Genomic DNA, 14,087 nt, shown 5'->3' with positions numbered 1-14,087 from the left:
ACTATATACAATGAATGAATTTGATAAAATAACAGAATATTTAAACATAGATGAAGAAGGAAAAAAATTAATTACAAAACTTGATAATATAAAAGCAGAAGACAAACAATACTCAGATGTTTTAGATGAAAATGGAAATCAATACATAGATTTAGTACAAGAAGGTGGCGGAACATTAGGATTGTCATTAGTAGGATTTTGTTTTGTTTTAGAGTTTGTAGGTATACGTTTTTTAAGACTTGCTGGTACAAGTGCAGGAGCAATCAACACACTATTTTTAGCTGCATTAGGCAATAATAAATCAGAAACTAAAACACCAAAGTTGTTTGAAATTTTGCAAAATATGAAGATGCACGAATTTATTGATGGACATTGGTTTTTTAGAGCAATGATAAAAAGTATAATATCCAAAAATGATTGGTTTTTATATACTATAGTAATCTATATATTTATATCATTTTTATTAATATTTTATTTCCCACTCATACTTCAATATTCATCATTTGCACAAAAGTTTTACTATTTTTCTTCATCATATTTTTAGTAGTCACAGTATTGTTTGGATATATGTATTTTAAGTTTAAAAAAGCAAATTATGGAATTAATAAAGGAGAAGAATTTGAAATATTTATTAAAGAAAATTTAGATGTTGCAAAAATTAATAATCAGGCTGATTTAGATTCAAAAGCAAAATTCAAAATTAATGCAGAAGAAAATACTTACAAATATACGTTCAATAATAAGTTGAATAATGAAACGTCAATAACTTTCAAATTGAGAGAAACTAGTTTTGCATATAAAATAGATAGTGATAATGAAATAGAAAATAGAATTAAAGAAGTACAAGCATCATTTAATAACTACATCAAAATCAACAATATAGAAGATAATAGTGAGTCAATTAAAAAAATTGAAAAAGACACCAAAGATATTAATGAATCAAATGAAAAAATTGAAAAAGACACCAAAGAAAATAATATTGGATTAAAAGGTATCTCCGCTGACTATACTTTTATAACAATAGATTTAGCATCACAAAACAAAATTGAACTACCCAAACAAGCAGCAATGTTTTGGAAAAATCCAAAAGAAACAAATCCCGCACAATATGTGAGAGCTTCTATGTCAATTCCAATTTTCTTTGAACCATTATTTGTTCCAGATAAAAAATCAAAAAAAAGAGCTATTTTCATTGATGGTGGCGCAATTTCAAATTTTCCAATAAGTTTATTTCACAATCCAAATATTATTGAACCAAGATTACCCACAATTGGCGCAAGAATAAATGATAGTAAAGAAAAAGACAATTCAGAGATAAATAATTTAATTCAATACATCGGCAAAATATTCAATGTTCTTAAATCTAATTATGATAAAGATTTTTTAAGTAAAAACAAATTCTACGAAGAATATTCTATTGCAAATATCAATACCTATGAAACTAAAGCCAATTGGTTGGATTTTTATATGAACGAAGAAAATAAAAGAGCTTTATTCTTAAAAGGTGTTGAAGCTGGAATTGAATATTTAACAAAATTCGATTGGGAAAAATACAAAAAACAAAGAAAGATACTATATAGTGAAAGTATAAATAATTCTTAATCCATAAAACAATATATTATGAAAATCGTAGATCACAAATTAGTTGCAGAAAATGCAACAGAAAAAATCAACCACACTAGAAAAGCGAGTATTATAAGAGAGTATGGCACACCAGATAACATGCCCAAAGACTTAATCATACATTACACAGCTGGTAATTTAGTTGATTCATTAAATGTTCTTTCTGGCACAAAAGCATCAGTACATTTAGTCATAGACAGAGATGGAACTATATACCAAATGATTCCATTTAATAAAGCTGGAGCACATGCAGGATATAGTTGTTGGAATGAAATTACTTCAAGTTTCAATACAAGATCAATTGGTATTGAAATCATCAACATGGGTCATGATGTAAAAAACGTAAAAGCATCAAATATTATAACAATCAAACACAAACACAAATTTGTAACACAAACAAAATGGGAAAAATATCCAAAAGCACAAATGGATGCAGTTATTGCAGTATCTAAACTTTTAGTAAATCATTATCAACTCAACAGAGTACTTGGCCATGATGATATTTCTGCTGGACGAAAACAAGATCCAGGACCAGCATTTGATTGGGATTTATTCAAAACAGAAGTATTTGGAGTTACAGATAATATTGGAAAAATTTATAAAGTAAATACTAAAGATACAAACTTTAGAAAAAGCGATAACTCAAATAGTGACAGCAATATTATAAAACCGTCTCTTCAAATTGGTTATGAAGTAGGTTTAATAGAAACATGGGGAAATTGGTGTAAAGTATATAAATGTAATTCTTCTGATGAAGTTGCATATAAAGAAAAAAACAGCAAAGGAATATTAGTTGTAAAAAATAAAAAAACACAAGGTTGGATATATAGAACACTATTAACTATAAAATAAATAATATATGTTAGTTATCATTGAAGTTGCCATATCACTAATTGTAGTATTCTTTTTATTGAGTAGTTTAGTATCATTCATCAACGAGTTGACAGCTATGTTTATAAACAGAAGAGGCAGATTATTATATAAATCTTTAGAAATGTTATTTGGAGATAATAATATATTAAACAATTTATATAGTTCAACTCAAATAAAAGATTTATCTACATTACCAACATTATCAGGTAAGTTCAATAAAATTAATCCATTTAGTAATAACAAACCAGAATATATTGGTGCTGATGATTTTTCTACAGCATTAATAGAAAAATTATTAGGTAATATTACATTATCAAGTAATATAAATAATCTACAAACTACAATCAATAATTTACCAGAAAGTCCTTTAAAAACAAAATTAACTGAGATATTACTTTTGCTTAATGAAAATGGGAATGCAAACATTCAGAATTTTAAAATTGAAGTATCAAATTTATTTAATAATTACATGAATAGTGTAACTGTAATTTATAAAAATAGTACAAAAGTTTTTATTTTCATTATATCACTTATTATTACAATTTCTTTAAATGTAGATTCAATAAAACTTTTCAAATACTTCTACAATCAGCCTGAAGCAAGACAAGTAGTGATTTCGTATGCAGAAAAAAATATTGTAAATAATGATACTGCATCAAAATTTAATTTTACAATTACAGATTCAGCAAAGATTGCTGAATTTAAAGAAAAGAAAGATATATTATTAAATGACATCATAGGCTTTGATTTGCCAATTGGAGCTTGTGTATGTAAAGATAAATCTGTGAATATTTTTGGTCTATTTATTACTGTAATTGCTCTAACACTTGGCGCGCCATTTTGGTACGATTTACTCATGAAACTGATAAACGCTAGAAACAACATTTCAGGAAATAAGAAATAAGATAAACATCAAATGAATTAAGATGCAGAAACTAATAAAAGATATTTTAAAATACAAAGTACCTATTTTAATTCTAATACTTTTCATAATACTCAATTCTATTTTTGTATATGAAAAACTAAATGCAACGATTAAATATCTTACTGATAATGAATCAACATTATTAATTTCTCCAATACATTCATTTAAAATAAATGACAAACAAATAGACAAGGCAATTAATATTTTCGACCTAAGTAATATTTATTCATCAAATGAAATTCACAGAACAATATTGAACAAAATCAATCCAATTTTTATTGATGATGTAATTGACGCACATTATATAAAATATTTTATCATAATATCAATATATCTATTTTTTTATCTATTAATAATTAGTACAAATTCATTATCAATAAAAAATAACAAATTGCCATTTTTAAAATATTTTAAGTACGCTTTATTATTTATCACAACGATTTCATTATTATTAGAATTATCAAATAATTTTCAAATAATTTTTCAATATGAGAATTTAGATATTTATATCGATGATTTATATCTAAACCACAGAATAATGTTAAATAAAGTATTAAAAATTATTATTACAATATCAATAATGATTAGTATATTTAATCAATTACTAATTAATAATTTTAATACCAACATGCAAGCAATATATCTAGTTAAAAACGGAACGCCAGAAAAAGCATTTGAATTTAGATCAATTCAAAAAACAGAACCTAATGCAGATGAAGTTGCTGTACTAGTAGAAGCTTCAGGTATAAACTTTGCAGATGTGGTAGCACGTTTAGGCAACTATCAAGATTGTCCACCATTACCAACCATTATTGGCTATGAAGTTGTAGGCAGAGTAGATAAAGTAGGAAAAGATGTACAACATCTAAAAGTTGGTGATAGAGTTTTGGCTTTCACAAGATTTGGTGGCTATTCGCAATACATAACACAGAAAGAAAATGCAGTTTCTAAAATTCCAGAAGATATGGATGCTGGAAAAGCACTAGCCTTAGCTACACAATATTCAACAGCATACTATGCTTGCCATGTGGCAACAAATGTATTGCCAAACGAAACTGTTTTAATTCACGCAGGCGCAGGTGGCGTTGGTACTGCACTAATACAATTGTGTAAATTAAGAAATGCAAAAATATATTCAACAGCAGGTAGTGATGCAAAACTTGAGTATCTAAGAAATCAAGGTGTAGATGTTCCGATTAATTATACTTCACAAGATTTTTCGAAGATAATAAACGAACCAATTGATGTGGCATTTGATAGCCTTGGTGCAGAAAACTTTAGAAAATCATATAAATTACTCAACAAAGGTGGACGTATTGTTGGCTATGGTGCATCAAGTATGACTGATGCAAAGAATATCGTTTCAAAAGGAATAATGGCAGCAGAGTTTGGTTTTTATCATCCTGCGCAATTGCTAATGGAATCGAGAAGTATGATTGGCGTGAATATGCTGAGAATTGCTGACTACAAACCAGATACACTAAAATATTGTATGGATAGTGTCATAGAATTATTAGTCAATAATAAAATTGCACCTGAAGTTGGTAAAATGTATGCTGCAAAAGATATTTACCAAGCACATACAGACATGGAAAATAGAAAGACTATGGGCAAGATTGGCATTATTTGGTAAGCTACGCTCCTACTTTTTTAAGATATCTTTAAATACTTTTTCAAATTTCTCAACTTTTGGTTGAATGACAATTTCGCAGTACGAGTTTGTTTTTGAATTGTATTTAAAATAATCTTGATGATAATCTTCTGCACTATAAAAAATAGTGAATGGACTTATTTCTGTTACAATTGTATTGTCATAAATTTTCTCTGCTGTCAACTTCTCAATTACTTCTTCAACCTGAGCTTTTTGTGCATCATTATGATAAAATACTACGCTTCTATATTGTGTGCCTACATCATTTCCTTGTCTATTTAATGTAGTTGGATCATGTGTTGAGAAAAATACTTTAAGCAAATCTGCATATGAAATTTTTGCTGGATTGTAGTCAATTTGTATTACTTCTGCATGTCCTGTATTGCCATCGCATACTTCTTTGTAAGTTGGATTTTTAGTTTTGCCACCAGCGTAGCCTGATGTAACTTTTTCTACACCATCAATTCTTGTGTAAATGGCTTCTGTGCACCAAAAACAACCACCACCAAACGTTGCAGTTTCAAGTTTATTTTTATCATTTTCAGGAACAAAATCTAAAGAAACAGAATTGACACAATAACGCATTCCTGTTTCTGTTGGTCCATCATTAAACACATGTGCAAGATGTCCGCCACAATTTGCACAAGTAATTTCTATCCGTTGCATACCATGAGAATTGTCTTGCGTGTAGTTGATAATTCCTTTTCCTATCTCTTTGTCAAAGCTTGGCCAGCCACAGTGTGAATCAAATTTGCTATCGCTATTAAATAAAACAGTTCCACATCCTTTACATACATAATTTCCATTTTCCTTATTCATTAAAAACTTTCCTGAATATGGTTTTTCGGTACCTTTTTCTCTTAAAATATAATATTCTTCAGACGAAAGTTTTGCTTTCCATTCTGCTTCTGATAAATTATTTGGCATAGGCTTTTTTTTATTTTTTGTTGATATGTTTTGTGTACATGATTGTAATGGTATCAAAAATATTAAAATTGGGAATAAAATTCTACAAAAACATTTCATATGAGAGTAACAACAAAATGCTTCATTTGTTCAAATAAAAAAGCCTTTTCTATTAAGAAAAGGCTTCTAAATATTTAATATTTTTTTTAGTCTTCAGATTTAACACTTGCAACTAAATATTCTCTATTCATTCTTGCAATATTTTCTAAAGAAATTTCTTTTGGACATTCAGCTTCATACGCTCCAGTGTTTGTACAACTACCAAAACCTTCTTTATCCATTTGTGCAACCATATTAAGTACTCTCTTGTCTTTTTCTACTTTGCCTTGTGGTAGTAATGCTAACTGTGATATTTTTGCAGATGTGAAAAGCATTGCTGATGAATTTTTGCATGCTGCTACACAAGCACCACAGCCAATACATGCAGCTGCTGCAAATGCTTCATCTGCTATTTCTTTTGAAATTGGAAATGTGTTTGCATCTATTGTAACACCTGTATTTACTGAAACATATCCACCTGCTTGTATAATTCTGTCTAATGCTGTTCTATCTACAACTAAATCTTTTATTACTGGAAATGCTTGCGCACGCCAAGGTTCTACTACTATTGTATCTCCATTTTTAAATGCACGCATGTGTAATTGGCACGTTGTTGTTGCATGCCATGGGCCATGTGGTCTTCCATTAATATACATAGAACACATACCACATATACCTTCGCGACAATCATGGTCGAATGCAATTGGCTCTTTGTTTTCTGCAATTAGTTGTTCGTTTAAAACGTCAAACATTTCTAAGAATGACATTTCAGACGAAATATCTTTTACTTCGTAAGTTTCTAAAGCACCTTTATCTTTACTGTTTTTTTGTCTCCACACTTTAAGTGTCAGATTCATATTGTAGTGTTCCATATAATTTATTTAATATATTAAAAACGATTAAGCCTTATATAATTTTTTCTTTCTATTTTCTATTTGTTGTTCTTGTTGTTCTTTTGTCAATGTTTTCCAAATAAATTCATTAGTTGTTTCAATCCATTCAAAAACTTCTTTCACATCTAAATTTAAATACAAATTAGGATTATTTACATCATAAATAGTATTTTCATTTGTATTTATAATTTTCTCTCTCATTATTTTTTATTTGCAGATTTTAATAATAGAATGTCATTTTTATCTTGTACTCTATTTGCATATTCTTTCAGTAGTATTAAATCATCAAAACCTATTAAATTTATCTGATAATCATCTGTTGTTTTAACAATTCTATTTTCCCAAAGTTCACTAAATGATTTAGGTATATCAATAATAACATCAATATTTAGGAATTTCTTTGTTTTATTATAAAATGAATATGCTACTAAGTTTTTCTCTTCTATAATTTTCAATCTTTCAATTTTGTCAGCTAAAAGCTCAAATGGCAATGGCAATAATGGAATGAAATTTATTTTTCTAATTACTGAATGAAACTTTTTGATATTTTCTTTTGTCAAATCTAAAATTAAATCAATATCTGCTGTCATTCTATTTACACCATATAGATTTACTGCTAAACCACCAGTCAATAAATATCGAATATCGTGTTTATATAATTCTTGAAATATGTGATCAATTCCAATTGTCATAATTATTTATAACTTCTTGCTGCAATTTTAATGTTTTCGTACACTAATTCTTCTTTGTGCAGTTGCCAATCACTTTCTCCTTTTAATTCCCATGCAGCAACATATTTAAAGTTTTCATCATCACGTTGTGCTTCGCCTTCTTCTGTTTGAGATTCTTCTCTAAAATGTCCGCCACAACTTTCCGTTCTATTTAATGCATCTAAACACATTAACTCACCTAATTCTAAAAAGTCTGCAACTCTTCCTGCTTTATCTAATTCTGGGTTAAATTCTTCAATATTTCCTAGAACTTTTACATCACTCCAAAACTCATTCTTCAATGCTCTTATTTCATTAATTGCATCTTTCAAATCACTTTCATTTCTAGCCATACCGCATTTATTCCACATAATTTTTCCTAAGCGTTTGTGGAAGCTTTCTACTGATTGCTTACCTTTAATGCTCATTAATTTATCTATTCTTTCTTGAACAGCTTTTTCAGCATCTAAGAATTCTGGACTATCTGTTGGAATTGGTTTTACAGCAATTTCATCTGCAAGATAATTTCCAATTGTATATGGAATTACAAAATATCCATCTGCTAAGCCTTGCATTAATGCAGATGCTCCGAGTCTGTTTGCGCCGTGGTCGGAGAAATTACATTCACCTAATGCGTATAATCCTTGAACTGTTGTCATTAATTCATAATCTACCCAAAGTCCGCCCATTGTATAATGCACAGCAGGATAAATTCTCATTGGCACTTCGTATGGATTTTCGCCTGTAATTTTTTCATACATATCAAATAGGTTACCATACTCTTCTTTTACTACTTCTTTGCCTAATTTTACTAATGTTGCTTCATCAGGATTTTGAATACCTAATCTATTTGCTTCTGTTTTACCATATTTATTGATTAGATTGTATTTAAAATCTAAATAAACAGCTTGTTTTGTGGTACCTACACCATATCCAGCATCGCATCTTTCTTTTGCTGCTCTAGATGCCACATCACGTGGTACTAAGTTTCCGAATGCAGGATATCTTCTTTCTAAATAATAATCTCTTTCATCTTCTGGAATATCATTTGGTTTTCTATTGTCATCTTTCTTTTTAGGTACCCAAATTCTTCCATCATTTCTTAGTGACTCTGACATCAAAGTTAATTTTGACTGATGGTCACCTGATACTGGAATACATGTTGGATGTATTTGTGTGAAACATGGGTTTCCAAAGTATGCTCCTTTTTTGTGTGCTTTCCATGCAGCTGTAACATTTGAACCCATTGCATTTGTAGAAAGATAGAATACGTTTCCATATCCGCCTGTGCACAACAATACTGCATGTCCAAAATGTCTTTCTAATTTTCCTGTTACTAAGTTTCTCGCAATAATTCCTCTTGCTTTACCATCAATTTTTACAATATCTAGCATTTCATGTCTTGAATATTGTTTTACATTACCTATAGCTACTTGACGTTCTAATGCTGAGTAGGCGCCTAATAATAATTGCTGTCCTGTTTGTCCTGCTGCGTAGAATGTTCTTTTTACTTGTGTCCCACCAAAAGATCTATTGTTTAATAGCCCACCATATTCTCTAGCAAATGGTACGCCTTGTGCAACACATTGGTCAATAATATTTACTGATACTTCTGCTAATCGATGAACATTTGCTTCGCGTGCACGATAGTCGCCACCTTTTATTGTATCATAAAATAAACGATACACTGAATCACCATCATTTTGGTAGTTTTTTGCAGCATTGATACCACCTTGTGCTGCAATTGAGTGTGCACGTCTTGGTGAATCTTGGAAACAAAAAGCTTTTACTTGGTAGCCAAGTTCGCCTAGTGTAGCTGCTGCTGATGCACCTGCTAATCCTGTGCCAATAACAATTATTTCTAATTTTCTTTTATTTGCTGGATTTACCAACTTTACATGACTTTTATAATCAGTCCATTTTTTATCTATTTCGCCTTTAGGTATTTTTGAATTTAACATATATGATAAATTTATTGTATCTTTAATTTGTTTCTTAAAACTATTATTATTGTACTAGACCAAAGAAGATTGCTAAAGCAATTATTCCAAACATAGCTGGTACAAAGATTGAAAATATAGTACCTAATGTTTTTATGATTGATGTATATTTTTTGTGGTTTAATCCTAATGATTGAAATGCACTTGGAAATCCGTGTAACAAATGGTAACCTAATGCTATAAATCCTAATAAATAGATTACTAGGTTAATTGGACATGTAAGTGTATTTATTACCATTTGGAAAGAATTTTCTTCTTCGTGTGTTATATATAATGCTTGTTTTGTTGGCAACCAAAATTGATATAAATGTGTTGCTAAAAATATAAGCAATAATGAGCCTAATATTGCCATTGATCTTGAATACCACTTTGAGTTTTTATTAGCTGCAGACACAACATATTTTACTGGTCTTTTGCTATTGTTCTCAAATTGTAGTTTTAGTGTAAGAACTATATGTGCTATTAAGCCAAGGAACAATCCTATTTCCATTACTCTGATTGCCCAATTATGAGACATAAAGTGTGCTGCTACATTGAATGTTGCACCATTATCATCTGGATTGATGATATCAACTAATATCAAACTGTTGATTGATAAATGCACTAGCATGAAAGAAATTAGGAATAGTCCGGTAAGTCCTACGATGATTTTTTTTCCAATTGATGAAGTATAAAAATTATTTGCTGCCATATAACTATGAAATGAATTAAAAATTTGTGCAAAGATAAACAGGTAAAAACTTTAAATTATGTATAATCACATTAATTTATTGTTCAATATAATTTAGAATTAATCTATATAACTACTTTGAAAGAAGTGTTTTAACCAAATCAATATATTTTTGCATAGCTTCATCAGCAGAAAGTCCAGCTTTATCTTTCCATGCATTCCACTTAAATTGACCTTTGATATCAAACATTCCTGGTTTTGAAGTTGTATTGTCGCCGTCTGTTGCTTGTTTAAAAAAAGCATACAAATCTAATAATTCTGCATCTGATGGTCTTTTTGTAAGTGTTTTTACATCAATTTGAGCTTGAGAAAACTGTTCTTGTAATGTCATGATTATAAAATTTAATTTTTAAGGTATAAATTTATGAAATGATTTCTAAAAAATTGATAATTACGTTATTTTTTTCGTTACCAATATTTTGGTTATTATTTTATGTTACACCAAAATATCTTTTGCCTGCACAATGCTTTTTAGATAATTATATATACATAGACAATTTAATTCTGCATCATTTCTATCATTATGATAAATTTTCTACTTTTACTTTTGATGATAGTGCAAATATATTATTCAATACAATTGTATCATTTGTATCTACGACGCTAAAAATAAATACAAACAATGCAATAATTTTAGTTAATTGTATTGCACATGTTTTTTCATTTTATACAATGGTTGGTATCGTAAAATCTAGATTTTCTAATGTTAATTTTTTTATAATGCTGAGTTTGTTGCTCGGTGTACAAATTTGGGCAGCACTTTTGGGTAGTGATGTGTTGTTTATTGGATTTTTATATTTATTGGTAATAAGAGCATTCTGGAACAAAAGATATACTTTTTTATTAATTGCATCAAGTGTTTTAATTGCAATAAATATATTAAACTTTTTCTACGTATTACCATTAATAATCTCAAGTTATGTTGATGTAAACGAACTAAAACAAAGAGAAAAGAAAAGATTTTATCTATTTAGAATAACAAAAACAGTTATCTATTTAATCATTCCTGTAATTATTTTTTATTCATATAGATTGATTTATTTTGGGAAAGTACTACCTTATCAGTTTAATGCTGAATCACTTTCAAAGATTCTAATATTTGATAAAAGTGCTTTATACTTTGGCTTGCATTATCTTAGATATTTTATACTTCCAATATTAATTGGTGTGTTATTCTATTTTATAAAACAGAGGAAAAAAATTACATCAAAACATTATGCAATTTTTATTGGTTATGTGCTTATTCCAATTTTTGTAAACGCATTGCATCCACAAATTGAGAATGTTGCTTATAAAAACTATTACATTATTTATTTAGGTTTAATAGTGTTAACCTTTATTTTTATTAGAGATTTTAGGTCATTATCACAGAAAATTTCATTTGGCATATTTATACTTTTTTATGCATTACCTCAAATGAAAAATTATACGATTAGCTCACTTCAGCAATACCACAATAATTTATACAGAGTTGCTAATAATATTAAGTTTTTGAACTACGGCAAAATCATTGCTTATGATGATAATTTTTTATCTTATACAAGCAATTGGCAAACAATATTTGCCAACAATAGACATACACCAAGAAAGCAAAGAATTAATTATACAGAATCAAAATTACTTGAATTAAATGCAGATATTGTATTATATCATGATACAAATATTAATAGTATTTGGTATGATAGTTATGAGATATTTTTATTGCCAGAAAACATAAGACAATATATAAAAGAACAAAAACCTGAAAATGCTGTAGATTATTTGTTTTATTTTTGGAGAGAAAAATATGATAAATCTAATTTTAAATACATACCTATCTTAGTAAAAAAGAAAAGTATGCATTATACATCTATAAAAGAAATATTAATAAAACATGGTGCAAAACAAAAAGACTAATGCAAGACCAATAGTTCTAAGTATTGCTGGCTTTGACCCAAGTGCTGGCGCAGGAATTCTGTCTGATATAAAAACGATGGAAGAAATTGGCGTATATGGAATGGGAATAGTGTCATCTATTACCTACCAAACAGATAATAAATTTTTAGGTGTACATTGGCTTTCTGCAAAGGAAATTATTCATCAATTAAAACCTATACTAAAGCAATACACAATTAAATTCATTAAAATTGGGTTGATAAAAGATTTAGAAACATTAAATATTGTTTTAAAATACATCAAAAAATACGACAAATCTATTTTTGTAATTGTAGATCCAATTTTGCGTGCAAGTGCAGGTTTTAAAGTACATAATAATATCAATAATAGCTTATTAAAAAAATGTTTAAAGAAAACAGATATGCTTATTCCAAATTGGAATGAAGTATGCAAGCTATCTCAAAATAAAGATGCAATAAAAGCTGCGGAAAAATTTGCAAAAAAAACAATTGTGTTCTTAAAAGGTGGACATAGCATAGAAACACCAGCAACAGACATATTATTTTACAACGGAAAAATAGAAATTCTACATCCAGAAGTAATTACAGAATTAGAAAAACATGGTACAGGTTGCGTTATTTCATCTGCAATTGTTGCCAACCTAGCATTAGGCTATGAGTTGCTCGAAGCTTGTACGCTTGCAAAAAGTTATACATTAAAATTCCTTACAAGTAATCAATCAAATTTAGGATATCATCACACCAAACAAAATGATTGAAAAATTTCATTATCTAACTCAAGATATTGAACATTTTAGTCATCAAGAGTTGATAGAATTAGCTTGTATAAATGGTATACAATCAATACAATTAAGAGTAAAAAATAAAACTATTACTGAATATCTTTCAATTGCTCGTGATGCAAGAACAATTACAAGCAAATACAATGTTACACTGATTATAAATGACAATGTAGATATTGCCTTGGATGTTGATGCTGATGGTGTACATCTTGGGTTGAATGATATGCCTATTGTACAAGCAAGAAAAATTCTTGGAAATGATAAGATAATTGGTGCAACAGCGAATAATATTGAAAATATTAGAAATGCATACATTGATGGTGCAAATTATATTGGATTAGGTCCATATCAATTTACATCTACTAAACAAAACCTAAGTAGCATAATTGGAATTGATGGATATAAGAATATATTAGACCAAATGAAAATTGAAAAAATAGACATTCCAATAATTGCAATAGGTGGAATAAAAGTTGAAGATGTAGAAAAAATATTAGCAACAGGCGTTTATGGAATTGCTATATCATCAGCATTACATTACAATCAATTTTTTGAATCTAACTTAGAAAAATTTAAAGCAATAAAACAATTAGATATTTAATTCATACCTACTGTTAGATGATTTTCTCTTTTTAGAAATTTTATATTTTTCTGGTGCTAACATTGCGCCACTTAAACATGATAATGCTCCTAAAAATCCAGCTATTAATGATGCTATTGTTATTATCAATGCATTAGAAATATCCATACCTAAATTATTTGAAAATACTTGTGCAATTTGATTTGAAAATGTATGATTACTTTTGAAATCTATATATAACATATAGCATAACCAAAACAATCCAACGCCAATAAATCCTGCAAAAAAATTATTGCCTTCGTATTTAGAAAATATATATCCAACAACAAAACATACAAGAACAAAGCTATACCATGGTAATATAAGTGTGATTAAGAAACTAAGTATTGAGATAATAATAATTTTTAGTACTGACATAAT

16 protein-coding genes are annotated in these 14,087 nt (G+C 28.5%); 8 read left to right on the top strand and 8 right to left on the bottom strand.

All coding sequences use genetic code 11. The annotated features are described in order from the left end of the window. Positions 1–10 precede the first annotated feature (10 nt). Genes IPK18_13210 through IPK18_13190 form a run of 5 tightly spaced genes read left to right on the top strand, consistent with a single transcriptional unit; the run spans position 11 to position 5,054 of the window. Complete coding sequence (locus IPK18_13210) at positions 11–544, top strand: patatin-like phospholipase family protein (GenBank protein QQR97775.1); 534 nt, start codon at positions 11–13, stop codon at positions 542–544. A gap of 23 nt (positions 545–567) precedes the next feature. Then, positions 568–1,602 carry a patatin-like phospholipase family protein gene (locus IPK18_13205; protein QQR97774.1) on the top strand — a complete coding sequence of 345 codons (1,035 nt, stop codon included), beginning with the start codon at positions 568–570 and terminating at the stop codon, positions 1,600–1,602. Between the two features lie 18 nt (positions 1,603–1,620). Next, positions 1,621–2,475 carry an N-acetylmuramoyl-L-alanine amidase gene (locus IPK18_13200; GenBank protein QQR97773.1) on the top strand — a complete coding sequence of 285 codons (855 nt, stop codon included), beginning with the start codon at positions 1,621–1,623 and terminating at the stop codon, positions 2,473–2,475. A 7-nt stretch (positions 2,476–2,482) separates the two neighbouring features. Next, positions 2,483–3,400 carry a hypothetical protein gene (locus IPK18_13195; GenBank protein QQR97772.1) on the top strand — a complete coding sequence of 306 codons (918 nt, stop codon included), beginning with the start codon at positions 2,483–2,485 and terminating at the stop codon, positions 3,398–3,400. Positions 3,401–3,422: 22 nt separating this feature from the next. After that, positions 3,423–5,054, top strand: coding sequence for a zinc-binding dehydrogenase (locus IPK18_13190; GenBank protein QQR97771.1), 1,632 nt, complete (start codon positions 3,423–3,425; stop codon positions 5,052–5,054). Between the two features lie 9 nt (positions 5,055–5,063). Here IPK18_13190 and IPK18_13185 read toward each other — a convergent pair whose 3' ends face one another. The 7 genes from IPK18_13185 to IPK18_13155 form a co-directional block, all read right to left on the bottom strand. Then, positions 5,064–5,999 (bottom strand): bifunctional methionine sulfoxide reductase B/A protein, encoded by a 936-nt coding sequence (locus IPK18_13185; GenBank protein QQR97770.1) that lies wholly within the window; start codon positions 5,997–5,999, stop codon positions 5,064–5,066. Between the two features lie 185 nt (positions 6,000–6,184). Further along, on the bottom strand, positions 6,185–6,949 hold the full coding sequence (locus IPK18_13180; GenBank protein ID QQR97769.1) for a succinate dehydrogenase/fumarate reductase iron-sulfur subunit: 765 nt from the start codon (positions 6,947–6,949) through the stop codon (positions 6,185–6,187). Positions 6,950–6,976: 27 nt separating this feature from the next. Next, positions 6,977–7,171 carry a hypothetical protein gene (locus IPK18_13175; GenBank protein ID QQR97768.1) on the bottom strand — a complete coding sequence of 65 codons (195 nt, stop codon included), beginning with the start codon at positions 7,169–7,171 and terminating at the stop codon, positions 6,977–6,979. Continuing rightward, positions 7,171–7,662, bottom strand: coding sequence for a hypothetical protein (locus IPK18_13170; GenBank protein ID QQR97767.1), 492 nt, complete (start codon positions 7,660–7,662; stop codon positions 7,171–7,173). The genes IPK18_13175 and IPK18_13170 overlap by 1 nt, the downstream gene beginning before the upstream one ends. Before the next feature lie 2 nt (positions 7,663–7,664). Continuing rightward, positions 7,665–9,641 (bottom strand): fumarate reductase/succinate dehydrogenase flavoprotein subunit, encoded by a 1,977-nt coding sequence (locus IPK18_13165; protein ID QQR97766.1) that lies wholly within the window; start codon positions 9,639–9,641, stop codon positions 7,665–7,667. 46 nt (positions 9,642–9,687) lie between these two features. Next, positions 9,688–10,371, bottom strand: coding sequence for a succinate dehydrogenase cytochrome b subunit (locus IPK18_13160; GenBank protein QQR97765.1), 684 nt, complete (start codon positions 10,369–10,371; stop codon positions 9,688–9,690). Positions 10,372–10,483: 112 nt separating this feature from the next. Then, entirely contained in the window at positions 10,484–10,741 is a 258-nt protein-coding gene (locus IPK18_13155) for an acyl-CoA-binding protein (protein ID QQR97764.1), read from the bottom strand. A 122-nt stretch (positions 10,742–10,863) separates the two neighbouring features. Here IPK18_13155 and IPK18_13150 point away from each other — a divergent pair, with 122 nt between their 5' ends. From IPK18_13150 to thiE, 3 genes are read left to right on the top strand one after another with little or no spacing between them, the layout of a single operon-like run. After that, on the top strand, positions 10,864–12,306 hold the full coding sequence (locus IPK18_13150) for a hypothetical protein (protein ID QQR97763.1): 1,443 nt from the start codon (positions 10,864–10,866) through the stop codon (positions 12,304–12,306). Next, a complete protein-coding gene (locus tag IPK18_13145) occupies positions 12,284–13,063 on the top strand; it encodes a hydroxymethylpyrimidine/phosphomethylpyrimidine kinase (protein ID QQR97762.1) in 780 nt (259 codons plus the stop codon). Before IPK18_13150 ends, IPK18_13145 begins: the two co-directional genes overlap by 23 nt. Continuing rightward, the gene (gene thiE, locus IPK18_13140) at positions 13,056–13,688 is read left to right on the top strand and encodes a thiamine phosphate synthase (protein QQR97761.1); all 633 of its coding nucleotides are present in this window, start codon (positions 13,056–13,058) and stop codon (positions 13,686–13,688) included. The genes IPK18_13145 and thiE overlap by 8 nt, the downstream gene beginning before the upstream one ends. Here thiE and IPK18_13135 read toward each other — a convergent pair. Next, complete coding sequence (locus IPK18_13135; protein ID QQR97760.1) at positions 13,677–14,084, bottom strand: hypothetical protein; 408 nt, start codon at positions 14,082–14,084, stop codon at positions 13,677–13,679. The two genes, thiE and IPK18_13135, sit on opposite strands and share 12 nt — an antisense overlap. Positions 14,085–14,087 lie beyond the last annotated feature (3 nt).

The organism is Sphingobacteriales bacterium, assembly GCA_016699615.1.
In the GTDB taxonomy this organism is placed as follows: domain Bacteria; phylum Bacteroidota; class Bacteroidia; order Chitinophagales; family JADIYW01; genus JADJSS01.
This window is presented reverse-complemented; position numbering and strand designations above follow the sequence as displayed.

Bases quoted from the DNA above. Each gene is read 5' to 3' on its own strand.
- IPK18_13170 (QQR97767.1), bottom strand. From the start codon at position 7,662: ATGACAATTGGAATTGATCACATATTTCAAGAATTATATAAACACGAT.
- thiE (QQR97761.1), top strand. From the start codon at position 13,056: ATGATTGAAAAATTTCATTATCTAACTCAAGATATTGAACATTTTAGT.
- IPK18_13165 (QQR97766.1), bottom strand. From the start codon at position 9,641: ATGTTAAATTCAAAAATACCTAAAGGCGAAATAGATAAAAAATGGACT.
- IPK18_13175 (QQR97768.1), bottom strand. From the start codon at position 7,171: ATGAGAGAGAAAATTATAAATACAAATGAAAATACTATTTATGATGTA.
- IPK18_13195 (QQR97772.1), top strand. From the start codon at position 2,483: ATGTTAGTTATCATTGAAGTTGCCATATCACTAATTGTAGTATTCTTT.
- IPK18_13185 (QQR97770.1), bottom strand. From the start codon at position 5,999: ATGCCAAATAATTTATCAGAAGCAGAATGGAAAGCAAAACTTTCGTCT.
- IPK18_13180 (QQR97769.1), bottom strand. From the start codon at position 6,949: ATGGAACACTACAATATGAATCTGACACTTAAAGTGTGGAGACAAAAA.
- IPK18_13135 (QQR97760.1), bottom strand. From the start codon at position 14,084: ATGTCAGTACTAAAAATTATTATTATCTCAATACTTAGTTTCTTAATC.
- IPK18_13160 (QQR97765.1), bottom strand. From the start codon at position 10,371: ATGGCAGCAAATAATTTTTATACTTCATCAATTGGAAAAAAAATCATC.
- IPK18_13190 (QQR97771.1), top strand. From the start codon at position 3,423: ATGCAGAAACTAATAAAAGATATTTTAAAATACAAAGTACCTATTTTA.
- IPK18_13205 (QQR97774.1), top strand. From the start codon at position 568: ATGTATTTTAAGTTTAAAAAAGCAAATTATGGAATTAATAAAGGAGAA.
- IPK18_13210 (QQR97775.1), top strand. From the start codon at position 11: ATGAATGAATTTGATAAAATAACAGAATATTTAAACATAGATGAAGAA.
- IPK18_13200 (QQR97773.1), top strand. From the start codon at position 1,621: ATGAAAATCGTAGATCACAAATTAGTTGCAGAAAATGCAACAGAAAAA.
- IPK18_13145 (QQR97762.1), top strand. From the start codon at position 12,284: ATGGTGCAAAACAAAAAGACTAATGCAAGACCAATAGTTCTAAGTATT.
- IPK18_13155 (QQR97764.1), bottom strand. From the start codon at position 10,741: ATGACATTACAAGAACAGTTTTCTCAAGCTCAAATTGATGTAAAAACA.